Consider the following 22,568-nt stretch of genomic DNA (forward strand, 5'->3'; position numbering starts at 1 on the left):
CCAACCCTTTAACCTTCCCCCGTAAACACATCTGCGCACCGGCCACGCGCCGGACCATTCCGCCTATCGAAACACAATCGAGACCTGCCTCGCCCGCGCGCGGCGGGTGCCGGGTGGTGGCCGCATGCCGAAGGCGGCCCAGAGCAGACAAAGGGGTTTTGCGATGAACAAGGCAATCACCGACGGGATCGTCTTCATGCCACCGGCCTTCGCGGGCGGGCTGGATGTGTGGTCCAAGGAAGACGGCACGCCGGGCAGCGCCACCTACGAGGGCGACCCGAACGCGGCGCTGGTGCCCTCGGATGCCGACTTCGCCGGATGCCTCGAGCTGATCAAGACCACCGGCACCCAGAAGCTGCGTTACATGGGCGAAACCCCTGTTCTGCCGGGCTGCTACCTGCGGGTCACGGCGCGGGTGAAAGCCGTGGCCGGCAACCTGCCTGCGGTCCGCATCGCGGCATGGGCCGGCGGCGCGGGCAGCGTCCATGTGACCGGGCTCGATGAGGTTGGCCCCTCCGTCAGCCTGACCTCCTACGGCGAGGTGGTCGAAGTCTCCGCCATCATCGGCACCACGGCCCGGACGGGCGTGAACATGCCGTGGACCCCCGAGGTGCTCTACGCCCACGTCGGCCTCGACCTGACCGGCCCCAACGGCGGCACAATCCGGATCGACGACCTGATCGTCGAAGACATCACCTCCGCCTTCCTGCGCGACCTGATGGATTGGGTCGATGTGCGCGACTACGGCGCAATGGGCGATGGCGTGACCGACGATGCCGCCGCCTTCAACGCCGCCGATGATGCCGCGAACGGCCGCTCGGTTCTGGTGCCGGAGGGCACCTACTACCTCGGCAGCACCATCACCATCGACAACCCCATCCGCTTTGTCGGCACCGTCACCATGCCCGACAACAAGCGCCTCTCACTGAAGAAAAACTTCGACCTGCCAACCTATATCTCGGCCTTCGGCGACGAGTTGGTGGCCTTCAAGAAGGCGGTGCAATCGCTGTTCAACTTCAACGATCACGACAGCCTCGACATGGGCGGCCGCAAGATTGATCTCACAGAGCCGATCGACATTCACGCCGCCATCGACAATCAGGATGCCTTCCTGATCCGCCGGGTCATCCGCAACGGCCAGTTTCAGGCCTCCACCTCGACGGCCTGGGATGACACGGTGGTCACCTCTCAGGCGACCTACAGCACGTCCGACAACAAGACCCTGACGGGCGTGGCTAACGTGGCCAATATCGAGGTCGGCAGCCTCGTGACCGGCGCGGGCGTGGGCCGTGAGGTCTATGTGAAGGCCAAGAACGTCGGCGCCCAGACGGTGACGCTCAACAAATCTCTCTACGGCGCGGCGGGCACGCAGAACTTCACCTTCACCCGGTTCAAATACATGCTCGATTTCTCCGGCATGGTGAACATGGACAAGTTCATCTTCTCCGACATCGAGTTTCAGTGCTCCTCCAAGGCCTCCGCGATCATGCTGCCGCAGGACGGGCTGAACTTTGCGATCCGGGATTGCTACATCACCTCGCCCAAAGACCGCGGCATCACCTCCATCGGCGGGGCCTGCCAGGGCATGCAGATCGACCGCTGCCAGTTTCTCTCCAAGGAGGGCAGCGAAGACGTGCAGGACCGCACCACCATCGCGGTCAACATCAACGCCAACGATGCCAAGATCCGCGATTGCCGTGCCGTCCGCTTCCTCCACTTTCTCGTGCTCGGCGGCAGCAACTACATCATCCAGTCCAACCACTGGTTTCAGGGCGACAGCGTGAACCAGGGCCTGCGCTCTGCGGGCATCGTCTTTACCGGCGTCAACGTGTCGTCCACCGTCAACTCAAACTACGTCGACAACAGCTTCATCGAGTGGACCAACGAGCATGACGCCACGCCCGATTACACCTCGGGCTACTCCTTCGGCGCGCTCTCGGTGCAGAACAACATCTTCTTCTGCACCAACGCCGCGCCCTGGTTCAGTTTCTTCGTGATCAAACCCTTCGGGGCCGATCACTTCATCCACGGGCTCACCTGCACCGACAACGTGTTCAAAACCGTGAACGGCTCGATCGACCGGGTGGAAAATGTCGACGAAAGCTATGCGGGCTTCGATTATGGCCGTTTCCGCAACATCCAGTTCCACTCCAACACCTTCAACGGGGTGAACCAGATGACCGTGAGCCCGGTGATGCTGCAATTCGATCAGAACACCGCCGCCAGCACGTGGACGCTGAACTTTGGCGATTATATGCCCTTCGGCGGGCGGGTGCGGAACGTGATGAGCGTCGTGGCCGAAAACTCCATCGACCTCTCTGGTGGCGGCAAGCTCTGGTCCATGCCCTATGTCCGGGTCGAGCGTGGCACGACGCAGCAGGAGGTGGATCTGGAGTGGGAGAGCGCCTGCACCGGACGCGTTCATGTGACCGGGCGGGTCGACAACCCGAACTGACCGGCAGGCCGGAGCCCCGCGATCCCGTGGGGCTCTAGAGGCCCAGATCGGCGGGTATGAGCTTGAACGCCTTGCCGAAGCCGCCGTTCAGAAAAGCCCCCTGCACCTCAAGCGCCACAAAGCCGAAATCGCCGAAGTCGATGTAAAGCTTCGACTTCGGGTGGCTCTCCAGCCAGCGGGTGCGCAGCGCGCCGTGCGCCTCGCTTCCTCGATCCACAAACCGGGCCATGCATTGCAACGACAGGCGCGGGTGGGTCAGCGGGTCGCCTTTCGGCCCCGGCTCGCCCACCATCAGCGAGCAGGCCGGTTCTGCCCTCAGTGCGCTCGTATGGGCTGAGAGCGAAGACACCAGTGTCACCGGCCCGCCGTCTGCATCGGTCCCCACCGCGATCCGGCTCACCACCGGCACGCCGCCCTCCAGCACGCCAAGCGCGCCGAACCGCGCCTCATCCAGCAGCCCCCGTGCCATTGCGCGGGCTTCGTCATCGGTGGGGCGGATCGGGTCTGTCATGATTCAGGTCAAGGTGGCTGCGGCCCGAGCAATCTATCCTGAATCCAGCAGACATGGACAGGAGGACCACCCCATGTATTCCAACATTCTCGTCCCCATCGCCTTCGAGGAAGGGCGCGACAGCAGCGGCGCGCTCGACATTGCCGAGGCCCTGCTCGCGCCCGGCGGCAGCATCACCGCGCTGCACGTGATCGAGGAGGTGCCAAGCTACGCTTCCACCTACGTCGACGAGGCGATGATGACCGAGGCCCGCAAGAGCGTGGTCGAGGCGCTCGCCGTCAAACTGGGCAGCCATTCCACCGTGACCCCGAAGGTCGTTACCGGGCATTCCGGCCGCACGATCCTCGAGGAGGCCGAGAGCATGGGCGCCGACCTCATCGTCATCGCCTCCCACCGCCCGGGCCTTCAGGATTACTTCCTCGGCTCCACCGCCGCCCGCGTCGTGCGCCACGCCAAGTGCTGCGTCCACGTGATCCGCTGAGCTGATCCGGCGCCAAGTTCAACGGCGCCGGGCTTTGTCGCGCCTCCTCCTTGCGCTACCCTCAAACCAGCCAGGGAGGAGGACCCCATGCCAACCATCACCACAGACACCACCCGCCAGACCGTGCTGACCACCTTCGAGGTTACGCCCGGCACCTGCGAAGACGTGCTCGACGCGCTGCGCGATGCCTACGCCAACGTGATCAGCCGCCAGCCCGGCTTCATTGCCGCCGCGCTCCATGTGAACGACGCCCAGACCCGCATCGCCAACTACAGCCAGTGGCAGCGGCGGGAGGACTTTCAGGCCATGCTCCGCACGCCCGAGATGCGCCAGCGCAACCGTGCTATTCATGCCGAGGTTAAGAGCTTCGAGCCGGTGATGATGGAGGTGGCGGCGGTTTTCCCCTGATCGCCCCGCGACCTCTCGCCACGCCTCTTCAAGACCGCGCAGGCGGTGCCTACCTGTCCTGTAACGCATCGCGCTACAAGGATAATTCAATGGACTGCCCGCACTGCAAAACCCCTCTCTCCATGGCCGACCGCTCCGGCATCGAGATCGATTTCTGCCCCACCTGCCGTGGCGTCTGGCTCGACCGGGGTGAACTCGACAAGATCATCGAGCGCAGCTCATTTGAAGCCGCCCCCCGCCGCGAAGACCCCCGCCGCGAGCCCTACGAAGACCGCCGGACCCGCGATTGGGACGACGATGACGACGACGACTACCGCCGCTACGGCAAGGACCGGGACGGCAAGTATCACGGCAAGCGCAAAAAGAAGGGCATGGGCGCGATGCTGGGGGATATCTTTGATTTCTGAGGGCTAGCGGAATGGGGCTCGCCAGTGGGCTTGCCCCAATAGCCCTCTACGCCTGACGCATGAACTGGTCAGGTGACGACTGACAACGGCACAACGGGTAAATCTAAAGGAGTGTGCCGACGTGGCAGGAAACGAAGCGTAATGGCGAGGTTCGCTTCGTTAAGGACGAGGTTTATGATTTCTTTTTGATTAAGGTGGGAGTTTTGCTCATCCAATTGAAAACTACTTTTCGCAGGCTATGCCGTCACCATCTCGATCCAGTCCATAGACGTCCGGACCAACAACATACACGGGCCCCCTTACATATGCAGGCCCATTGCCCCTTCCGCCGGCGCAGTCGACGTCCGACGCTATGGGAACACAAGCTCCCTGATAACTGGTGTGACAGCCTTGCGCGAAGAGATGAGCCGGTGAAAGCAGGGCGATAGCGAAAACTATTTTGCGGAGCATTTGGACCTACATTAACGAATTATTAATATTCGTTAACGTGGTGGCTCACAGGGACGTGATCAAGTGGCTGGAAAGAACATTTCTGCGCTAGCTACCTCCCACGCCTCTTAACATTCCCCCCACGCTGCCCCGGCCGCCCGGCCGTGCTTCGACCCGAAGCCTTCTTCCCGGCCTCCACCGCAGCCTCCACCGCCGACTGACGTGCCAGCGGGTCTGATGACACCACCAGATCAACCGCCTCCAGCCGTTTCACCTCGTCCCGCAGCCGCGCGGCCTCTTCGAACTCGAGGTTCTCCGCCGCCTTGCGCATCTGCACCCTCAGCGCATCCAGATGCGCCTGAAGGTTCGCGCCGGTCCCGACCGAATCCACCTTCGCCGTCACCCGGTTCATGTCCACGTCGCCCTTGTAGAGCCCGGCCAGAACGTCCTCGACGTTCTTCTTCACCGTCTCCGGGGTGATCCCGTGTTCCTCGTTGTATTCCATCTGCTTGGCCCGCCGCCGGTCGGTCTCGCGGATCGCGCGTTCCATGCTCCCGGTGACCTTGTCGGCATACATGATCACCCGACCCTCGGCGTTTCGCGCGGCGCGGCCCACCGTCTGGATCAGCGAGGTCTCCGAGCGCAGGAAGCCCTCCTTGTCGGCGTCCAGAATGGCCACGAGCCCGCATTCCGGAATGTCGAGCCCCTCGCGCAGCAGGTTGATGCCCACCAGCACATCGAAGGCCCCGAGCCGCAGGTCGCGCAAAATCTCGATGCGTTCGATGGTGTCGATATCCGAGTGCATGTAGCGCACCTTGATGCCCTGCTCGTGCAGATATTCCGTGAGGTCCTCCGCCATCCGCTTGGTCAATGTCGTCACCAGCGTGCGGAAACCCTTGGCCGAGACCTGGCGGATCTCGTCCATCACGTCATCCACCTGCGTATCTACCGGCCGGATCTCGATCACCGGGTCCAGAAGCCCCGTGGGCCGGATCACCTGCTCCACGAACACACCGCCCGACTGCTCGATCTCCCATGCCGCCGGTGTGGCCGAAACAAACACCGACTGGGGCCGCATCGCGTCCCATTCCTCGAACTTGAGGGGTCGGTTATCCATGCAGCTCGGCAGGCGGAAGCCATGCTCGGCCAGCGTGAACTTGCGCCGGTAGTCGCCTTTGTACATCGCCCCGATCTGTGGCACCGACACATGGCTTTCATCCGCGAAAACAATGGCATGGTCGGGAATGAACTCGAAGAGGGTAGGGGGCGGCTCGCCCGGCGCGCGGCCCGTCAGGTAGCGCGAGTAGTTCTCGATCCCGTTGCAGACACCGGTGGCCTCCAGCATCTCGATGTCGAAGTTGGTGCGCTGTTCCAGCCGCTGCGCTTCCAGCAGCTTGCCTTCGCCCACCAGTTGGTCGAGCCGTTGGCGCAGCTCCTTCTTGATGGAGTTCACCGCCTGTTGCATCGTCGGCTTCGGCGTGACGTAGTGGGAGTTCGCGTAAATCCGCACCCGGTCCATGCTGCCCGCCTTCTCGCCGGTCAGCGGGTCGAACTCCACCATCGCCTCCAGCTCCTCGCCGAAGAACGAGAGCCGCCATGCCCGGTCTTCGAGGTGTGCGGGCCAGATCTCCAGCGCATCGCCCCGCACCCGGAAGCTGCCGCGCTGGAAAGCCTGATCGTTGCGGCGGTACTGCTGGGCCACGAGGTCGGCAATCACCTTGCGCTGGTCGTAGTCCTTGCCGACATGCAGGTCCTGCGTCATCGCGCCATAGGTCTCGACCGAGCCGATGCCGTAGATGCAGGAGACCGAGGCCACGATGATCACGTCATCGCGCTCCAGCAGCGCCCGGGTGGCCGAGTGGCGCATCCGGTCGATCTGCTCGTTGATCTGGGATTCCTTCTCGATATAGGTGTCCGAGCGCGGAACGTATGCCTCTGGCTGGTAGTAGTCGTAGTAGCTGACGAAGTACTCCACTGCGTTGTCGGGGAAGAACCCCTTGAACTCGCCATAGAGTTGGGCCGCCAGTGTCTTGTTGGGCGCAAGGATGATGGCCGGGCGCTGGGTCTCTTCGATGACCTTGGCCATGGTGAAGGTCTTGCCCGTGCCGGTGGCGCCCAGCAGCACCTGATCACGCTCGCCGCCCTTCACCCCCTCCGAAAGCTCCACGATCGCCGTAGGCTGGTCGCCCGCCGGGGCGAACTCTGTGTGCATGACAAAGGCCTTCCCGCCCTCCAGCTTCTCCCGCGTTTTCACGTCGGGGGCAGGGGAGTGCAGGATCGGCGGCTGGCTCTCGGAGCCATCGTTATGGGCATAGGGCATAGGGCGGCGCTCCTTTGCTCCCAATGTGCGTGCTCAGGCCAAAGGTTCAACCCCCGCTCCTGACACCTTCATGTCAGGAGCCTGTCAGGGTGGCGCTCCGGGGCATTTTTCCGGCTTTCTCCTTGCACGGCACAGGGATTTTCGCCCATATGTCAGGCGCACAGAGCCAGGAGATCCGCCCATGCGCGCCCGCATCTACCAGCCCGCCAAGACGGCCATGCAATCCGGCACCGCCAAGACCAAGGGTTGGGTGCTCGATTATGCCCCCGCCGAGAGCCGTGAGCTTGACCCGCTCATGGGCTGGACCGGCTCGGGCGATACGCAAGCTCAGGTGCGGCTCCGGTTTTCCTCCAAGGAAGAGGCGCTGGACTATGCCAAGGAGCACGGCATCGAGGTGCAGGTGACCGAGCCGCAAAAGCGCAAGCCCAAGATCCGCCCGGGCGGTTACGGCGAAAACTTCGCCACCGCCCGCCGCGAGCCCTGGTCGCACTAGGCGAAGCGCGCGCGCGTCCGGTTGGCAAACCCCACCAGCGAGAGCATCACCGGCACCTCCACCAGCACACCCACCACCGTGGCCAGTGCCGCGCCAGAGTTCAGCCCGAAGAGTGAGATCGCCACCGCCACCGCCAACTCGAAGAAGTTGGAGGTGCCGATCAGTGCGCAGGGCGCGGCAATCCGGTGCGGCACTTTCAGCGCGAAGGCGGCGGCATAGGCCACCACGAAGATCCCGTAACTCTGGATCACGATAGGCACCGCGATGAGCGCAATCACCTGTGGCCGGTCGAGGATGGTGCTGCCCTGGAGCGCAAAGAGGATCGCCACGGTAGCGATCAGCCCGATCACCGACCACGGTTTCACCCGCGCCTGAAACCCGGCAATCCGCGCTTCTGTGGCCAGCCGCTTGCGAGTGAATACACCGGCCACCAGCGGCAGCAGCACGAAGAGCAGCACCGAGAGCAATAGGGTCTCCCACGGTACCTCGATATCGGTCACACCGAGCAGAAAGGCGACGATGGGGGCAAAGGCGAAGACCATCACCACATCGTTCACGCTGACCTGCAGCAGAGTGTAATTCTCATCGCCTTTGGTCAGCTGCGACCAGACGAAGACCATCGCCGTGCAGGGCGCCGCGCCCAGCAGGATCAGCCCGGCGGTGTATTGCGCCGCGTCCTCCGGCGCGATCCACGCGGCGAAGACATGGTCGAAGAAGAGCACCGCCAGGAGCGCCATCGTGAAGGGCTTGATCAGCCAGTTCACCGCCAGAGTGATCGCCAGCCCCTTGGGCTGCTTCACCGCCGTCTTCAGCGCGGCAGGGTCCACGCCCACCATCATCGGGTAGACCATCGCCCAAATCAGCACGGCCACCACGAGGTTGACCCGCGCCACCTCCGCCGCCGCGACCAATTCCACCAGCCCCGGCAAGGCTGCGCCAAGAGCTATACCGCCGGCCATGGCCAGCGCGACCCAAAGGGTCAGATACCGCTCGAAAACGCTCATGCCGCCACCGCCTCTGAATCCAGCCTGCCAGAGAGCAGGGCGGCCAGCGCCACCATCGCGGCAGCGGTGCCTAGAACGAGCGCCAGCCCGCCGATCTGGTAGGTGAGCCCCGAAAGCACCGTGCCCAAGAGCCGCCCGCCGGCATTGGCCATGTAGTAAAAGCCCACGTCCATCGTCACCCGCTCCGACTTGGTGAAGGCGAGGATCAGGTAGCTATGCAGCGAGGAGTTGACGGCAAAGAGCGCGCCGAACACCAGAAGCCCGGCCACCAGCGTGCCCGTCAGCCACGGCTGCGGCCCGGGCGCGGCCAGCACCGCGGCGGTGAGCGCGGCAGGCACGAGGGTCAGCGCCCCGGCCCAGCTTCGCGCCGCCCGCACCAGATCCGCCTCATCCCGCGAGGCCGCGCGCAGCAGCCTCGGCGCAGCGGCCTGCACCACGCCATAGAGGATCACCCAGACCGCCATGAACGTGCCGATCATGAAAAAGGCCGCCCGGTTGCCTGCCTCCGTCCCGTCCGAGAGCACGGCGTAGAAGTAGATCGGGATGCCGACCACAAACCAAACGTCCCGCGCGCCGAACAGGAACACCCGCGCGGCGGAGAGCCAATTCACGTTTGCCGATTTCGAGAACACCTCCGAGAACTTCGCGCCCTTCCGGCCCGTCGGCAGCCCGCTCGGCATCAGCACCACGATCGCAGCCAAGATCGCCGCCAGAACCACGGCCATCGCCAAAACCGCCCCGGTGAAGCCGACAACCGCCAACAGCGCCGCGCCTAGCAGAAAGCCCACCCCCTTCACCGCGTTCTTGGAGCCTGTCAGCACCGCCACCCAGCGAAACAGTCCACCCTTTTCACTCGGTGCCAGCAGCTTTACCGCGGATTTCGACGACATCTTCGCCAAATCCTTCGCCACCCCGCTCGCCCCCTGCACGCACATCACGAAGGCGACCGAGGCGCCAACCGCCCAGCCCTGATCGAGCAGCGTCAACGCCAGCAGCGCCACCACCTGCAGGCCGAGCCCGGCATAGAGCGTGGAGACCAGCCCGAAGCGCGCCGCGATCCACCCGGCGGAGAGGTTGGTGACCATCCCGGCGATCTCGTAGAGCACGAAGAGATAGGCCAGCTGTACAGGCGAAAACCCCAGCGTGTGAAAGTGCAGCAGCACCAGCATCCGCAGCGCGCCATCCGTCAGCATGAAGGCCCAATAGGCCGCCGTAACGGCGATATAGGCCGAAAGCCCCTCCGGCTTGCTCACAAGGAGGCTCCCACCATCATCGCCACATCCACCAGCCGGTGCGCATAGCCCATCTCGTTGTCGTACCACGCATAAACCTTCACCTGCGTCCCGTTCACCACCATCGTCGAGGGCGCATCGACGATGCTGGACCTCTGGTCATTGGTGTAATCGGTCGAGACCAGCGGGCGCGTCTCATAGCCCAAGATGCCCTTCAAGGCCCCCTCAGAGGCGACCCGGAACATCTCATTCACCTCTTCCGCCGTCGTCTCCCGCTCCACCTCGAACACACAATCGGTCAGCGAGGCATTGAGCAGCGGCACCCGCACCGCATGGCCGTTCAGCCGCCCCTTCAGCTCGGGATAGATGAGCGTGATCGCCGTGGCGCTGCCGGTGGTGGTAGGGATCAGCGAATTGAGCGCCGACCGCGCCCGCCGCAGGTCTTTCGCCGGGCGGTCCACGATGGTTTGCGTGTTGGTGACGTCATGGATCGTGGTGATCGAGCCATGCTTGATGCCCAGCCCCTCGTGGATCACCTTCACCACCGGCGCGAGGCAGTTGGTGGTGCAGGAGGCGGCGGTGACGATGGAATGCGCGGCGGCGTCATAACTCGCGTCGTTCACCCCCATCACGATATTCGCCGTGGGCCCGTCCTTCACCGGAGCTGAGACCACCACCTTCTTTACGCCCGCCTCGAAATAGGGCGCTAACTTGGCTTCGCTCTTGAACACCCCAGTGCAATCGATCACCACGTCGACGCCCTCCAGCGGCAGTTCCGCCAGATCGCGTGTGCCGATGAACGGCAGGCGCACACCATCAATCGTCACGCTCTCTGCGTCGCTTTCAAACCCCGCATCCCAGCGGCCATGCACCGTGTCGAACTCCAGCAGATGCGCATGCATCGCCGCATCGCCCACCGCGTCGTTGATCCATGCAATCTTTGAGCCCTGCGCCAGCAGCGGCTTCAGGGCGAGCTTTCCGATCCGGCCAAGGCCGTTGAGCGCATAGGTGGTCATGCCGGGGCCTCCGATTGGGTGCGACCGATCTCATCAACGGCAGATTGCAGCGCGATCCGGTCCAGCGTTTCGAGCGGCAGGGCGGTGAAAGCGGTGATCCGATGCTTCAGCGCGCCATAGGCCTGCTGGAAGGCGAGGCTCTTCTGCGCATCCGTGCCTTCCACCTTCACCGGGTCTTCCATGCCCCAATGCCCGCTGATCGGCTGACCCTCCCAGGCCGGGCACTCCTCGTTGGCGGCCTGATTGCAGACGGTGAAAACGAAATCGAGATGCGGGGCCTCCGCGCCGGTGAACTCGCTCACGTTCTTGGCCCGCAGATGCGAGATGTCATGCCCCTTGTCCTCCAGCAGCCGCACCGCAAAGGGGTTCAGCTCCGAGCTGGGCCGCGTGCCGGCGGAATAGGCATTGAACCGATCGCCGCCGATAGAACGCAGCAGTGTCTCGGCAAAAATCGAGCGGGCGGAATTTCCGGTGCAGATGAAAAGCACGTTGTAGGTGCGGTCGGTCATGGGAGCATGTCCTTCGGTGAGGAGGTCGGGGAAGGTGGCGCAAAGCTCCGGGCGGCCCCGGCAGCAGTCGAGCAGCAGGTATTCGAAGGTCTGTCGCACGCCTGCCATGTTGATCGCGTAGAGAAGCGACGTGCCCGCACGCGTCTGCGAGATGAGGCCCACATTCTGGAGCGCCGAAAGATAGGCGCTGAGCGTGCTGGCCTTCAGCCCCAGCGCCACCGCGATCTCCCCGGCAGGCAGGCTGTCGGGATAGCGGCGCATCAACAGCCGGAAGAGCGCCAGCCGCTGCGGGTGGCCCAAGGTGGTCAGACGGTCGGGAATCAGTGTTTCCATATTTCACGAATATGCGAAATAATGGCTGAGGCCAAGTTACACTTCCATGACAGCCCACCCGCCCCACGTTGACCGGCCCCCGCCGCCGGGCTACCACATCGCGAGCGGTCCCATAGCTCAACTGGATAGAGCAGCTGACTTCTAATCAGCAGGTTCGGGGTTCGAGTCCTCGTGGGATCGCCAGCCTGCCGATGCAAGCGCTATCGCTGGTGAAGGATCTCCTGACCCCCGCTCCTCCATCTTCACTCCGAAACATGGCAAACCCACACGGTTAACCAAGCGTCAGGGCGGATAAAGAGCCCAAACGGGCCAAGCTTCTGACATAATCATTAAACAACTTCTGCGTTAGCGGACCCGCATAGATTGTGCGGTCGTTGCGTCGGTCATCTGTCGGATGCTTCTGGCAGGGCCAATGGAAACAAAGGAGCCAAAATTGCAGATCCTCGCAGTCGATGACGACAAAACCTTCCTGCAGCTTCTGCAGTCTGTTCTGGCGGCTGCGGGCTATGACGCGCTGGAAACCGCGCTCTCTGCGCCGGAGGCCAAGGAGCGCATCGATGAGGCCGAGAGCGCCTTCGATTGCGTGCTGCTCGACATCGACATGCCGGGCATCGACGGGATCGAGCTCTGCCGCCAGATCCGCGCGGTCGCAGGCTATGAGATCACCCCGATTCTGATGCTGACCGCCAAGCTTGACGACGCTTCCATCGAAGGCGCCTTCGAGGCCGGCGCCACGGATTACGTTACCAAACCCCTTCGGGGGCTGGAGCTTGGCGCCCGTATCCGGACGGCCCGGCTTTTGACGGAGCAGATGCGGATCTCGGTGGGGCTCGAACGGTCGGCAGCCCAGCTTGCCTCCCGCTTGGGCGCTTCCGCCCGCAGGCCGTTGGAAGAGGCCTTCGTGGTGGAGGATGTGCCGGCCTGTCTGTCGGAAAAAGACCTTGAGCGAGTTCTGTCGCTCCTGCCGGGCAACCTCTTTGCGATCGAAACCTTTGCCCTGCGGATCGAGGGCATCGAGAACCTATATGAAGATGCCGACGCTGTGAGCTACGACGCCCTGATAAGGGACGTGGTGCAAAGCGTATCGCGCAAGCTCGCGCCGAGCCAGCACTTCATCGCCCACGCCGGAGACGGCGTTTTTGGCTGTGTGGTGGTGGGGCGTGGCCGGCAGGACCTCAACCGCAACCTCTACGAGCCGTTCTTCTGGAATGTCGAAACACCGGCTCTGGGGGATGGCCCCCGCGTGGTGCAGCTTTCGATGACCCGCGTCGGCCGGCCAAAGGTCGAGAGCGGCAAGACCTGTGTCGATACCCTCAGAACGGCCATCGCCACGGCCAGCGAAGACAGGTTGGTGCTGCGTCTGAAGGCGCTGCCCGATCTGTCAAAGCCCCGCCCCGGCCATATCGTGCCCAAACGCCCTCGGCTGGGAGCGCGTCGGCGCCCGCGGCCCGTGGCCAGCCAAGCCTCATAAGAACAACTTGCCACGCACCCGCTTGGCACCAAGGCGCTAAGGCAGGGGGCAAGCTTGCCCCGTCTCAGGCGCTTCTCTGGCTGTCCTTCCACACATCGACGACCTCATTGGCCAGCGACAGCGGATCGAACGGCTTGGAGATGACCTTTTTCGTGCCAAGCTCCATCAGATGATCCACGTCATCCGAATGGGTCTTCGCCGTCATGAAGACGACCGGCGTGGCCTCCAGGCCTGACAAGAGCCGGAGCTTCGCAAGGGTTTCCTCGCCGCTCATGTCCGGCATCATCACGTCCAGCAACAGCAGGTCCGGCCGGTAACCCTCGGCAACCTCCAGAGCCTCCTCGCCGCTCGCGCATTGCAAAACGTCGAGTCCGCCCACGACCGACAGCGCGATTTGGGTGATCGCCCTGATGTCGTCGTCATCGTCCACGTGCAGAACGCGGGGCTGTTTCAGTTCACCTTCAGTCATTCCGGTTGTCAGTGTGCTGTATCGCACTCCATGTGTTGCGGGCGTGCAACTGAGGGTAGTGGAAAACCGCTATTAACAAAAGCTCGAAAGCTGACTTACCGCGTCAGATTTGCGGCGCTGTGGCATTGCTGACGTTGAACATGGCTGCCTGAGAGCGGTCGCCGTCCAGCTCGAAGCGGGGGCCAACCGGCACCGCATCCATCCCGATTCTCTTCAGCCAGCGTTGAAACACGGCCGGCACGATCCCGATCACGCTGTCCGCGCCCTCTTCGCGCGCGGCGGCGGCCATCTTGAGCATCAGCACGCGCTGAACCTCGGCGCGGCGCTCGGCGGGCACGGTATCGAGCAGGAACAGTCGGGTGGCCTCCCAGATCGTGTCGGAGACAGGCGCTTCGGCAAAGAGCGGGTCGAGCGGCAAGCCCTGCAACAGGCCAAGCTGCGCATCTCTGATCATGTAGGAATGAAGCCCGCAGCGGGCTGTGGTGGGCGCAATCCGGATGCCGGCCAGCACCTCCCCGTCCTGATGAACCGCGATCCACCGGGCCTCGGGCGTGTCGTACTGGTCAAACTCCATGCCCCGCGTTTCCGAGAGGCGCCAGCCTTTCGAAACGATAAACACCTGCCGGCGAGCCTGAAGGTATTTGACCATCAGGTCTCCATACAGGTGCATGGTCTCCAAAGACATGGATGTGGCTTTGAGGCCGGTTTGCGCCGGGGTTTCCACCGGCTTTGCAGGGGGCACGCGGCGCGGCACCTGCTCTTTGTGTGTGAAGTGTCTTACAACGCCCGGTGTTAACAGTTCCGGAAATACTCGTTCGGCCTTCGCGTGTTGAAAACCGTGTATTCGCCCCATGTTGCGCCAACCCTTGGTAGATTCCCTCGCAAACCAGTCATCTAGCTGGTTGCAAGCTTTTGCCACATTCTCGCCACGTAAGCCGCGTACTCGACTTATGAGTGTGTCGCAAAGGCACCGGTCGCGCGGCGATAGCAGTCTCGCGCAACGGACCCGAAGAGGCGAGTAGGACAAGGGTATGAACCGACTGGTTCCCGAGCTTGGCAAACGATGGAACGTCGTGCGGGCCGAGCAGATGAAGGATTATGCTGAGGTCGGGCGAAAGCTCGTCTGGCAGCGTCAGATGATCTTCGCGGCGGCTCTCGGGCTTGCGGGTTACTACTACAGCATCGCTCTCGCAGTTACGACGGGCATCCTGATCGCCCTGTCTGAAATCTACGACTTCATGGTGTTCCGGCGCGTCCTCGCATGGAACGGGCGCGACGCCGTGGTCGCCAAGAGCCTGCTGAGCCAGCTCTACTTCGGCACCGCGCTGAGCGCCTCGGTCATCGTGTTCTACTCGATCGCCATCGCTCAGGCGCAGGGGCCGGGGGCGCACTTCATGTCGCTGTTCTTCCTCTTTGCCGCGGCCCTCTTTGCGGCAATGAACAACCACCATGTGCTGCCCATCCTCATCCTCCGCCTCGGGCTCTACGCCGCCACCTTCATCTTCATTCCGGTCTACGACATCTGGGTCACCTCTGCCCCGGTCACATCGGAGCTTTGGGCGCAGCTCTTCACCAGCCTTTTCGTGCTCTACTTCGTGATCGATTGCTCGCGGGTCTATCTGTCGTTCTACCGCGGCAGCCTCGATCAGGTGGACGCGCTGAAAGTCGAGAACCAGAAGGCGCAGCAGGCCTACAAGGCCAAGAGCGAGTTCATCTCGACCATGAGCCACGAGCTGCGCACGCCGCTCACCTCGATCAAGGGGTCAATCGACCTCGCCCATGCAGGCCATCTCGGCCAGATTGGCGATCAGGCCCAGCAGGTCATGGGGATCGCCAAGCGCAATTGCAGTCGCCTGATCGAACTCATCGATGAGATTCTGGATATCCAGAAGATCGAAGCCGGGCGCATGCCCTTCCGGATGAAGCCCTTCGACCTGCGCGAGCTGGTCGAGCAATCGGTCGATTCCAACGGGCCCTATGCCGCGCGTCTCGGTGTGCGGCTCGATTGTAGCCATGACGACAGGCCTGTGCCGGTCGTTGGCGATGCAGCGCGGATCGAGCAGGTTCTGACCAACATCGTGTCCAACGCCGCCAAGTTCAGCCCCGAGGGCAGCACCGTGCGCGTCGTGGTGGAGACCGAGGGCGATATCGCCCGGGTCTCGGTCACTGATCAGGGGCCGGGCCTCACCGACCAGGACCGCGAGCGCGTCTTCGACAAGTTCAGCCAGGTCGATTCGTCCGACACCCGCAAGATCGGCGGCACCGGGCTGGGCATGAACATCTCCAAGCAGATCATGCAGGCCCATGACGGGCGCATCGATTACCACAACAACCCTGGAAAGGGGGCCACGTTCTACTTTGAGATGAACCTGGACCCGTCCGGCGCAGCCAGCCTCAACGCCGAATCGGACGAGGGCGCAGAGGCGCCGCAGGCCCCTGCATCAGCCATTTCCAACCTCGCCGTTTGAGCGAAAAACCTGTCCCTGAAGGGCCGTGCCAAGCTGACCTAAGGGAAATCGATAAAAACCTCTCACAACCCAAGCGTGAACCCATTTCTGCCGCAATCCGTTTTTAAGAATCCCTTAAGTAGAAGGAGGGACAGAATGAAAGTCCTCGCAGTTGACGACGATCCAATTTTCAGAGCGGCATTCGAGGCCGTTCTCCGCCACCACGATATCGCCGATCTCGATATGGCCGCTTCCGGGCAGGAGGCACTGCGGCTCGTCAGCACGCAGACCGTTCCGTTCGACTGCATCTTCGTCGATATCCAGATGCCCGAGATGAACGGGATCGAGCTCGCGGGCATCCTGCGGGCGATGGACCCTGAGGGGCGCACCCAGATCGTCATGGTCACCGGCCTGTCGGACCGGCAATACATCGACCAGGCCTTCATGGCCGGCGCGGTCGATTACATCACCAAGCCGCTCGACGCGCTCGAGTTCAAGGCGCGGCTGTCGTCGATCCAACGGGTCCACGAGAGCCGCCTGCGCGCGAATGCCGTGCAAGAGCAACTCGCCGCCGCCACCAACCTGCAGCACCAGATCGACTATGAGGATGCCCTCACGCCGCCCGACGTGAAGGGCCTGATCTCCTACATGGCGCTCCGCAACTACCTCAAGGCCATCGGCCGCCCGCGCTACGCCCTGAGCCAGCGCATCGGTATTTGCGTCGAGAACGCCGCCAACATCTTCGTGCGCACCAATGATGAAGACTTTCTCGATATCATGGCCGACGTGGGCGAAGTCATCGTCGAAACCCTGAAATCGCAAAACCTCATGGTCGCCTATGCCGGCAGCGGCGAGTTCATCGCCGTCTCCTCCGCGATCTACCTCGCCTCGCCCGAGCAACTGGAAAGCCAGATCAACACCGCGCTCGAGGCCTATCAGGAGGCCTATCTGATCGACGCCGTGCCGATCGTCCGGGTCGGCAAGGCGATGCGCGGCTCGATCTTCGCCCGCCGTTCGATCGACGAGGGGATCGACGAGGCCTTGCTCTCTGCGCGCGCCCGGCCGACCATGCACGGGTATTCCAGAGCGAGATCTGCCTGATGGACGGTTTCAGCAACAACGCCTCGCAGCGAGATGAGCCAGCAAAAGCCTTTGCCGCCATGCTGGCCCCTGTGCGCTCGGCCTTCCTTGCCTCCCTTCCCGATCACATCGCCGCCTTCGAAGAGTTCTGCGAGCTGGAGTGCGACGAAGACCGGCTTGAGCTGGCAGGCGGCCTCGCGCGCCGGGCGCACCGCATCTTCGGCGTCGCCGAGACCCTCAGCTTCCCGAAGCTTGGCCGCAGCGCCCTCGACCTCGAAATCAAACTCGGCGCCCGCACCGAAATCGGCGCGCTCGATGGGCTTGTGACCAACTTCGTCTCGGAGATGCGCCAAGCCCTCCACGCCTGACCCCCATTCCTCTCCCCTCCGAGGAAGGATAGCCGGACCGAAAGGCACCGGATGGATGCGGCTGCCCTCGTGGTGGCCGCATTCATCGTTCTCCACGTGACACTTCCACAACGTTCCGGCGGCCCCACAACCAACAGGGGAAGCGGCCATTGACAGATACCGCCGCCTCACCCAGCTTTGCGCGCAAAAAAGAGCGATGAGGCGAGGAGTTGCGGTGCTAAAACAAGTCGATAGCGCGCCCGAGGGCGATCTGCCTGCGGACGCGAGGCATGATCATGCCCTCCGCCAGTTGTTCTACCTTTCGCTGGATCCTGACCTCGCCTTTTCCAAGAAGGTGTCGGAGCTGCTCGCGCTCGGGTGCGAGGCCCTGCAGCTGCCGCTCGGCATCGTCAGCCGGATCGAAGATGCCAATTACCGGATCGACCACGTCGAGGGGGAAGATTGGGCGCCCGCCGCTGGCACGGAGTTCGATCTGGCAGAGACCTACTGCACGCACACCCTCGCGGCCGATGCGGTGCGCTACTTTCACCACGCCGGGCAGTCCGAAATCGCCGAGCATCCCTGCTACACCTCCTTCGGTCTCGAAAGCTACATCGGCGTGCCGCTCCGGGTCGGACACGAGCGCGTCGGCACGCTCAACTTCTCCGGACCGGACGCCAGAACGCCCTTCTCCGACAAAGAGAAAGACCTCGTCGACCTCTTCGGTCGCTGGCTCGGGCAGGAATGGCTCAAGGAGAAGCGGACGCAGGAGCTGGCCGAAAAGACGATGGTGCTCAATGCCATCATCGAAACCGTGCCGGACGCGATCATCGCCGTCGACGAAAACCGCCGCCTGACGCTTGTGAACCGCGCAACAGAGGCGACCTTCGGCTTCACCAAGGGCGAAATGATCGGGCAGACCACCTCGATGTTCTTCGCCGATCAGGACTCCTTCGACCGGCAGGGCGAAGACATCTACAAGAAGGTCAGAGAGTCAGGCGACGGCCGGATCGAACTGGAGGTGAAGCGCCGGAATGGCGAGTTGTTCCCCGGTGAGCTGTTCGTGGCCCCGCTTCGTCAGCCCGGCGGTCAGCGACTCGGGCTTCTCGGCGTTTTGAGAGACATCACCCACCGCAAGGCGCTCGACAAAGCCCGCGCAGAGCTGATCTCGACCGTATCGCACGAATTGCGCCAGCCGATCACCGCAGCCCATGCCGCGGTAAAACTGCTCAACGCCGAACGGCAAAGGCTCTCTCCCCCGCTTCAGCCAACGCTCGACATCGCCGACCGCAACCTCGATCAGGTCGCCAGCCTCGTGGGCGATCTGCTCGACTTCGAGCGCCTCTCTGCCGGGCGAGTGCCGTCGGATATGCGGCCCGTCGATCTGGAGCCCTTGCTTGCAAATGCCATCGAAGATCTCGGCCCCTTCGCCCGTCAGCACGGTGTCGAGTTGAAGCTCGACGCAGACGGCCCCGAACCGGGCCAGGTCGTCGGCGACAAAATCCGGCTGCTTCAGGTGCTGACCAACCTCGTCTCCAACGCCGTAAAGGCCTCGGAGGCGGGGGCGTCCGTGGTGCTGGGCACCAGCGCCACGCGGCCCGGTTTCTGGGTCAGGGATCATGGCCGGGGCATCCCCGAGGAGCTTCGTCCAAGGCTCTTCGAGCGGTTCTCCCGCGCGCCCGAGAGTTACTCCAATGGCCATTCGGGCACCGGCCTCGGCCTCGGTATCGCCAAGGCCATCGTCGAGAGCCACGGCGCCAGCCTCGACTTCGAAACAGCCACCGGCAAGGGCACGACCTTCCGGGTTCAGTTCTGAGCGCAGCCCGTGCCGCGCTATCGTGGCGCTACGCTGCGGTTCGCCTTAATCCGCGCCCTGCCCTGATGCCGATCTGCGCCCGCTACAGCCCCTCGCCCTCCACCGGCGGGCAGGCACGCAGGGCGCGCACTCGCACGCGTTGGGCCATCTCGATATGGGCGCGCATGGCGGCCTCGGCCCGGATGCCGTCCCGCGCCTGAAGCGCCTCCAGCACCTCTTCATGCTCCTTCACCGCTTCCGTGGCACGGGCAGGCTCGGTGAGCGTGGTCGGTCCAAGGATCATCAGCGATTTGTGCAGCCCGGCGATGGAGCGGGCCAGAAAGCGGTTCTTCGCGGCATCGAGCAGGGCGGCATGGAACTGGCGGTTCAGCACAAAGGCCTCCGGTCCGGGGCCGAGCTTTTCCAGCGCGCGGTTCATGTCGATGAGTTCTTCGATCTCTATATCCGAGGCCGCGCGGGCCGCCAGCCGCGCCGCCGTGCCCTCCAACACCGTGCGCATCTCGTAAAGCTCCATCACCTCCGCATATCCCAGCGTGCGGATCGCGGCACCCCGGCGCGGCACATGGGTGACGATGCCATCGGCCTCCAACTGCCGAATCGCCTCGCGCACCGGCGTCCGCGAGACTCCCAGCCGCTCGGCAAGCTCGGTCTCGCGCAAGCGGTCGCCGGGGTTCAGGCGTCCGGCGCGAACCTCGTCGAGCAGGCGCTGATAGGTGGTTTCGCCCTGCGAGCCGGGCTGCGGAAGATCGTCGGTTTCGTCCATCTCGGCCCCGGTCACAATCGGATTGCGGATAATGTATCCAAGTGTATACAGTCGCACCCAAGGCAGATCAACTGCCCGAATCCGGAGCCTCCGTGACCTTTGCCGCCTTCTCCTCTCCCCTGCGCCAACGGCTTCTGACCCTCGGCCTCGCCGCCGTCGGTACGGCGGTGTTCTGGCTGGCCGACTTGCCGCTGCCCTTCCTCTTCGGCCCGATGTCGGCCTGCCTCATCGCGGCCCTGCTGGGCGCACCGCTCAAGGGCTTCGGGCAGGTCTCGGTCGGCGCGCGAACGATCCTTGGCGTGGCAGTCGGCGCCTCGATAACGCCCGCGCTCTTTGCACAGCTTCCCGCGATGGCGGCTTCCGTCGCGCTGGTGCCGCTCTACATCGCGCTCATCGGCCTGATCGGAGTGCCCTTCTTCCGCCGGGTCTGGGGCTTCGATGCGCCCACCGCCTACTATTCGGCCATGCCGGGCGGCCTGCAGGACATGGTGATCTTCGGCACCGAGGCAGGCGGCAACCCGCGCGCGCTGGCGCTGATCCACGGCACCCGCATCCTGATCATCGTCACGCTCGCGCCAATCTTCCTCACGCTGGTCTACGGCGCCGGGCTGACCAACCCGATCGGCGCCCCGGCAGCAAGCCTGCCGCTTCAGGAGCTGGGCCTGATGGTGGCGGCAGCCTTCATCGGCTGGAAGGGCGGCGAGCGCATCGGCCTCTTCGGCGCCTCCATCCTCGGCCCCTTGATCGTGACTGCCGCGCTCTCGCTGACCGACCTCATCCACACCCGCCCCCCGCGCGAAGCGATCCTCTTCGCGCAGTTCTTCATTGGCTGCGGCATCGGCGTGCAGTTCACCGGCATCACCTTGGCCGAAATCCGAAAGGTCGTGGCCGCAGGCGTCGCCTATGTGATGCTGCTGGCGGTGCTGGCGGCGCTCTTCACCGTGGTCGTCACCGCACTGGGCCTCGGCCACCCGGTCGAGGCCTTTCTCGCCTTCTCCCCCGGCGGACAGGCAGAGATGACCGTTCTCGCCATCGTCACCGGGGCCGACCTTGGTTTTGTCATCACCCACCACCTCACCCGTATCTTGCTGGTGATCCTTGGCGCGCCCATCGTGGCACGGCTGATTACAAAGCGCCGTCCCGGCGCCTGAACCCTGTCAGAACCGCGAGGCCCAGCGGGGGTGGATATCGTCGATGACGAGCGCGTGGCTGTGTGTCCGGTGGCCCTGCAAATGCGGGTGATCGAGCGGCAGGTTGTCATGGGTGTGCTCCATCGCCTCCGATCCGGTATCACCTGCGGGCCATTGCAGCAGGCAGGCCAGCAGCCCCGCACCCGCCAGCACCGCGAGCACGAGTAACGTGGGCACCGTGCCGAGGGCCGTCATCAGCCAGCCCGCAAGCGGGTAGGTCAGCAGCCAGCAGGCGTGGCTGAGGGCGAATTGCGCGGCAAAAAGGGCAGGGCGGTCCTCGGCATGGGCCGAGCGGCGCAGCAACCGGCCCGAGGGGGTCAGCACGGCGGCATATCCCAGCCCGACCACGGCCCAAGTGGCCAGCAACACACCCCAGTGCAACCCGGCAGCCAGCACCAGCACCGCAAGCCCGATAAGCGCCGCCACCATCGACCCCGCGCCAAAGGCGAACATCGTCCATGCCAGCGCCGTCTCCGTCCGCCCCAGCAGCCCCACCACCAGCACCACGGAGTTGACGAGCACCATCGCCCCCGCCACCGACACCACAAGATTGAGCGCCAGCAGCCCCCGCAGCCGCGGCGTGGCGAGATAGATCCTGATGCCCCTCGTGGTGCGGTCGTATATCCCGCGTGGCGCGGCCGGCTTCGGACTGGGCAGGATCACCGAGCCCACCAGCAGAGCCGAGCCAACAAACCCCAGCGCCGTGCCGACAAACAGCGTGCTCCCCGCCATCACCGCCAGCAGCAGCGCCGCGAGGGTGGGGGAGATGATGTTCTCAAGGTCATAGGCCAGCCGCGAAAGCGAGAGCGCCCGGGTGTATCGCGCCTCCTCCGGCAGCACATCGGGGATGGTGGCCTGAAACGTCGGGGTGAAGGCGGCGGAAGCCGCCTGCAGCACGAAGATCAGCAGGTAGATCTGCCAGACCTCGGTGACAAAGGGCAGCGCCACCGCGCAGGCCGCCCGCACCAGATCGAGCGCCACCAGCAGGCGGCGTCGGTTGACCCGCTCGGCAAAAGCCCCGGCAATGGGCGCGATGCCGACATAGGCCACCATCTTGATCGCAAAAACCGTGCCCAGCACCATCGCCGCGCCCTCTCCGGCGAGGTCGAAGGCCAGCAGACCCAGCGCCACCGTGGCCAGCCCGGTGCCCAGCAGGGCCACTACTTGGGCAAGGAACAGGTGGCGATAGGTCCGGTCGGCAAGAACGCTCAGCATCATGGGCCTCCTGTGGCGTGATCGGGCTTTCAGCATAGCTGACCCGGATCGGCCGCTTTGCACACAATGATTTTCCTCTCCGTTGCCAAGGAATATTCTACTTTCCACTTTCAGCCCCAAACGCCACGTTTTGCGAAAGGAAAACTTTGCCGGTCGGCCGCCATGGCCCCCG

The 22,568-nt window shown here is 63.9% G+C and carries 22 protein-coding genes and 1 tRNA gene; 12 read left to right on the top strand and 11 right to left on the bottom strand.

The window, feature by feature from the left end; all coding sequences use genetic code 11:
- The first annotated feature begins 163 nt into the window (after positions 1-163).
- A complete protein-coding gene (locus ACUXVX_RS05640; RefSeq protein WP_446310740.1) occupies positions 164-2,455 on the top strand; it encodes a glycosyl hydrolase family 28-related protein in 2,292 nt (763 codons plus the stop codon).
- A gap of 34 nt (positions 2,456-2,489) precedes the next feature.
- On the opposite strand, the gene ACUXVX_RS05645 is transcribed toward ACUXVX_RS05640, so the two are convergent.
- The gene (locus tag ACUXVX_RS05645; protein ID WP_446310741.1) at positions 2,490-2,966 is read right to left on the bottom strand and encodes a HugZ family pyridoxamine 5'-phosphate oxidase; all 477 of its coding nucleotides are present in this window, start codon (positions 2,964-2,966) and stop codon (positions 2,490-2,492) included.
- 73 nt (positions 2,967-3,039) lie between these two features.
- On the opposite strand from ACUXVX_RS05645, the gene ACUXVX_RS05650 reads away from it, so the two are divergent.
- From ACUXVX_RS05650 to ACUXVX_RS05660, 3 genes are all read left to right on the top strand, one after another.
- Positions 3,040-3,447 (top strand): universal stress protein, encoded by a 408-nt coding sequence (locus tag ACUXVX_RS05650; protein WP_446310742.1) that lies wholly within the window; start codon positions 3,040-3,042, stop codon positions 3,445-3,447.
- A gap of 87 nt (positions 3,448-3,534) precedes the next feature.
- Positions 3,535-3,855, top strand: a complete 321-nt coding sequence (locus ACUXVX_RS05655; protein WP_222470469.1) for an antibiotic biosynthesis monooxygenase family protein — start codon at positions 3,535-3,537, stop codon at positions 3,853-3,855.
- 122 nt (positions 3,856-3,977) lie between these two features.
- Positions 3,978-4,262 (top strand): TFIIB-type zinc ribbon-containing protein, encoded by a 285-nt coding sequence (locus tag ACUXVX_RS05660; RefSeq protein ID WP_446310743.1) that lies wholly within the window; start codon positions 3,978-3,980, stop codon positions 4,260-4,262.
- Positions 4,263-4,484: 222 nt separating this feature from the next.
- On the opposite strand, the gene ACUXVX_RS05665 is transcribed toward ACUXVX_RS05660, so the two are convergent.
- Positions 4,485-4,712, bottom strand: a complete 228-nt coding sequence (locus ACUXVX_RS05665; RefSeq protein WP_446310744.1) for an excalibur calcium-binding domain-containing protein — start codon at positions 4,710-4,712, stop codon at positions 4,485-4,487.
- A 91-nt stretch (positions 4,713-4,803) separates the two neighbouring features.
- Positions 4,804-7,011, bottom strand: a complete 2,208-nt coding sequence (gene uvrB / locus ACUXVX_RS05670; protein ID WP_446310745.1) for an excinuclease ABC subunit UvrB — start codon at positions 7,009-7,011, stop codon at positions 4,804-4,806.
- Positions 7,012-7,192: 181 nt separating this feature from the next.
- On the opposite strand from uvrB, the gene ACUXVX_RS05675 reads away from it, so the two are divergent.
- Positions 7,193-7,504 (top strand): ETC complex I subunit, encoded by a 312-nt coding sequence (locus ACUXVX_RS05675; protein WP_222470465.1) that lies wholly within the window; start codon positions 7,193-7,195, stop codon positions 7,502-7,504.
- Here ACUXVX_RS05675 and arsB read toward each other — a convergent pair.
- From arsB to ACUXVX_RS05695, 4 genes are read right to left on the bottom strand one after another with little or no spacing between them, the layout of a single operon-like run.
- Entirely contained in the window at positions 7,501-8,508 is a 1,008-nt protein-coding gene (arsB, locus tag ACUXVX_RS05680) for an ACR3 family arsenite efflux transporter (RefSeq protein WP_446310746.1), read from the bottom strand. The two genes, ACUXVX_RS05675 and arsB, sit on opposite strands and share 4 nt — an antisense overlap.
- A complete protein-coding gene (gene arsJ, locus ACUXVX_RS05685) occupies positions 8,505-9,761 on the bottom strand; it encodes an organoarsenical effux MFS transporter ArsJ (protein ID WP_446310747.1) in 1,257 nt (418 codons plus the stop codon). The genes arsB and arsJ overlap by 4 nt, the downstream gene beginning before the upstream one ends.
- The gene (locus tag ACUXVX_RS05690; protein ID WP_446310748.1) at positions 9,758-10,756 is read right to left on the bottom strand and encodes an ArsJ-associated glyceraldehyde-3-phosphate dehydrogenase; all 999 of its coding nucleotides are present in this window, start codon (positions 10,754-10,756) and stop codon (positions 9,758-9,760) included. The genes arsJ and ACUXVX_RS05690 overlap by 4 nt, the downstream gene beginning before the upstream one ends.
- Complete coding sequence (locus ACUXVX_RS05695; protein ID WP_446310749.1) at positions 10,753-11,598, bottom strand: arsenate reductase/protein-tyrosine-phosphatase family protein; 846 nt, start codon at positions 11,596-11,598, stop codon at positions 10,753-10,755. The genes ACUXVX_RS05690 and ACUXVX_RS05695 overlap by 4 nt, the downstream gene beginning before the upstream one ends.
- Before the next feature lie 106 nt (positions 11,599-11,704).
- Between ACUXVX_RS05695 and ACUXVX_RS05700 the strand changes: the two genes are divergently transcribed.
- A tRNA-Arg gene (locus ACUXVX_RS05700) sits at positions 11,705-11,781 on the top strand.
- 250 nt (positions 11,782-12,031) lie between these two features.
- Positions 12,032-13,069 carry a response regulator gene (locus tag ACUXVX_RS05705; RefSeq protein WP_446310750.1) on the top strand — a complete coding sequence of 346 codons (1,038 nt, stop codon included), beginning with the start codon at positions 12,032-12,034 and terminating at the stop codon, positions 13,067-13,069.
- Between the two features lie 64 nt (positions 13,070-13,133).
- Here ACUXVX_RS05705 and ACUXVX_RS05710 read toward each other — a convergent pair whose 3' ends face one another.
- Positions 13,134-13,538 carry a response regulator gene (locus ACUXVX_RS05710; RefSeq protein WP_222470459.1) on the bottom strand — a complete coding sequence of 135 codons (405 nt, stop codon included), beginning with the start codon at positions 13,536-13,538 and terminating at the stop codon, positions 13,134-13,136.
- A gap of 103 nt (positions 13,539-13,641) precedes the next feature.
- Positions 13,642-14,280, bottom strand: a complete 639-nt coding sequence (locus ACUXVX_RS05715) for an acyl-homoserine-lactone synthase (RefSeq protein WP_446310751.1) — start codon at positions 14,278-14,280, stop codon at positions 13,642-13,644.
- A 289-nt stretch (positions 14,281-14,569) separates the two neighbouring features.
- Here ACUXVX_RS05715 and ACUXVX_RS05720 point away from each other — a divergent pair, with 289 nt between their 5' ends.
- The 4 genes from ACUXVX_RS05720 to ACUXVX_RS05735 all read left to right on the top strand — a co-directional run bounded on the left by ACUXVX_RS05720 (position 14,570) and on the right by ACUXVX_RS05735 (position 19,228).
- On the top strand, positions 14,570-16,006 hold the full coding sequence (locus tag ACUXVX_RS05720) for a sensor histidine kinase (protein WP_446310752.1): 1,437 nt from the start codon (positions 14,570-14,572) through the stop codon (positions 16,004-16,006).
- 135 nt (positions 16,007-16,141) lie between these two features.
- Positions 16,142-17,086 carry a response regulator gene (locus ACUXVX_RS05725; protein ID WP_222495549.1) on the top strand — a complete coding sequence of 315 codons (945 nt, stop codon included), beginning with the start codon at positions 16,142-16,144 and terminating at the stop codon, positions 17,084-17,086.
- Positions 17,086-17,433: a hypothetical protein gene (locus ACUXVX_RS05730; RefSeq protein ID WP_446310753.1), complete on the top strand. Its 348-nt coding sequence runs from the start codon at positions 17,086-17,088 to the stop codon at positions 17,431-17,433. Before ACUXVX_RS05725 ends, ACUXVX_RS05730 begins: the two co-directional genes overlap by 1 nt.
- Positions 17,434-17,647: 214 nt before the next feature.
- Entirely contained in the window at positions 17,648-19,228 is a 1,581-nt protein-coding gene (locus tag ACUXVX_RS05735) for an ATP-binding protein (protein ID WP_446310754.1), read from the top strand.
- Positions 19,229-19,310: 82 nt separating this feature from the next.
- Here the strand turns inward: ACUXVX_RS05735 and ACUXVX_RS05740 are convergent, their stop codons facing one another.
- Positions 19,311-19,991 carry a GntR family transcriptional regulator gene (locus tag ACUXVX_RS05740; RefSeq protein WP_446311509.1) on the bottom strand — a complete coding sequence of 227 codons (681 nt, stop codon included), beginning with the start codon at positions 19,989-19,991 and terminating at the stop codon, positions 19,311-19,313.
- 92 nt (positions 19,992-20,083) lie between these two features.
- Here ACUXVX_RS05740 and ACUXVX_RS05745 point away from each other — a divergent pair, with 92 nt between their 5' ends.
- Positions 20,084-21,142, top strand: coding sequence for an AbrB family transcriptional regulator (locus tag ACUXVX_RS05745; protein WP_446310755.1), 1,059 nt, complete (start codon positions 20,084-20,086; stop codon positions 21,140-21,142).
- Positions 21,143-21,148: 6 nt separating this feature from the next.
- On the opposite strand, the gene ACUXVX_RS05750 is transcribed toward ACUXVX_RS05745, so the two are convergent.
- The gene (locus ACUXVX_RS05750; RefSeq protein ID WP_446310756.1) at positions 21,149-22,396 is read right to left on the bottom strand and encodes an MFS transporter; all 1,248 of its coding nucleotides are present in this window, start codon (positions 22,394-22,396) and stop codon (positions 21,149-21,151) included.
- Positions 22,397-22,568 lie beyond the last annotated feature (172 nt).

The organism is Vannielia sp. SX4 (assembly GCF_052828525.1).

What these genes read in the sequence shown, in the direction of transcription:
- ACUXVX_RS05640 (WP_446310740.1), top strand. Translation starts at nt 164, where the DNA reads ATGAACAAGGCAATCACCGACGGGATCGTCTTCATGCCACCGGCCTTC.
- ACUXVX_RS05645 (WP_446310741.1), bottom strand. Translation starts at nt 2,966, where the DNA reads ATGACAGACCCGATCCGCCCCACCGATGACGAAGCCCGCGCAATGGCA.
- ACUXVX_RS05650 (WP_446310742.1), top strand. Translation starts at nt 3,040, where the DNA reads ATGTATTCCAACATTCTCGTCCCCATCGCCTTCGAGGAAGGGCGCGAC.
- ACUXVX_RS05655 (WP_222470469.1), top strand. Translation starts at nt 3,535, where the DNA reads ATGCCAACCATCACCACAGACACCACCCGCCAGACCGTGCTGACCACC.
- ACUXVX_RS05660 (WP_446310743.1), top strand. Translation starts at nt 3,978, where the DNA reads ATGGCCGACCGCTCCGGCATCGAGATCGATTTCTGCCCCACCTGCCGT.
- ACUXVX_RS05665 (WP_446310744.1), bottom strand. Translation starts at nt 4,712, where the DNA reads ATGCTCCGCAAAATAGTTTTCGCTATCGCCCTGCTTTCACCGGCTCAT.
- uvrB (WP_446310745.1), bottom strand. Translation starts at nt 7,011, where the DNA reads ATGCCCTATGCCCATAACGATGGCTCCGAGAGCCAGCCGCCGATCCTG.
- ACUXVX_RS05675 (WP_222470465.1), top strand. Translation starts at nt 7,193, where the DNA reads ATGCGCGCCCGCATCTACCAGCCCGCCAAGACGGCCATGCAATCCGGC.
- arsB (WP_446310746.1), bottom strand. Translation starts at nt 8,508, where the DNA reads ATGAGCGTTTTCGAGCGGTATCTGACCCTTTGGGTCGCGCTGGCCATG.
- ACUXVX_RS05690 (WP_446310748.1), bottom strand. Translation starts at nt 10,756, where the DNA reads ATGACCACCTATGCGCTCAACGGCCTTGGCCGGATCGGAAAGCTCGCC.
- ACUXVX_RS05695 (WP_446310749.1), bottom strand. Translation starts at nt 11,598, where the DNA reads ATGGAAACACTGATTCCCGACCGTCTGACCACCTTGGGCCACCCGCAG.
- ACUXVX_RS05710 (WP_222470459.1), bottom strand. Translation starts at nt 13,538, where the DNA reads ATGACTGAAGGTGAACTGAAACAGCCCCGCGTTCTGCACGTGGACGAT.
- ACUXVX_RS05720 (WP_446310752.1), top strand. Translation starts at nt 14,570, where the DNA reads ATGAACCGACTGGTTCCCGAGCTTGGCAAACGATGGAACGTCGTGCGG.
- ACUXVX_RS05725 (WP_222495549.1), top strand. Translation starts at nt 16,142, where the DNA reads ATGAAAGTCCTCGCAGTTGACGACGATCCAATTTTCAGAGCGGCATTC.
- ACUXVX_RS05730 (WP_446310753.1), top strand. Translation starts at nt 17,086, where the DNA reads ATGGACGGTTTCAGCAACAACGCCTCGCAGCGAGATGAGCCAGCAAAA.
- ACUXVX_RS05740 (WP_446311509.1), bottom strand. Translation starts at nt 19,991, where the DNA reads ATGGACGAAACCGACGATCTTCCGCAGCCCGGCTCGCAGGGCGAAACC.
- ACUXVX_RS05750 (WP_446310756.1), bottom strand. Translation starts at nt 22,396, where the DNA reads ATGCTGAGCGTTCTTGCCGACCGGACCTATCGCCACCTGTTCCTTGCC.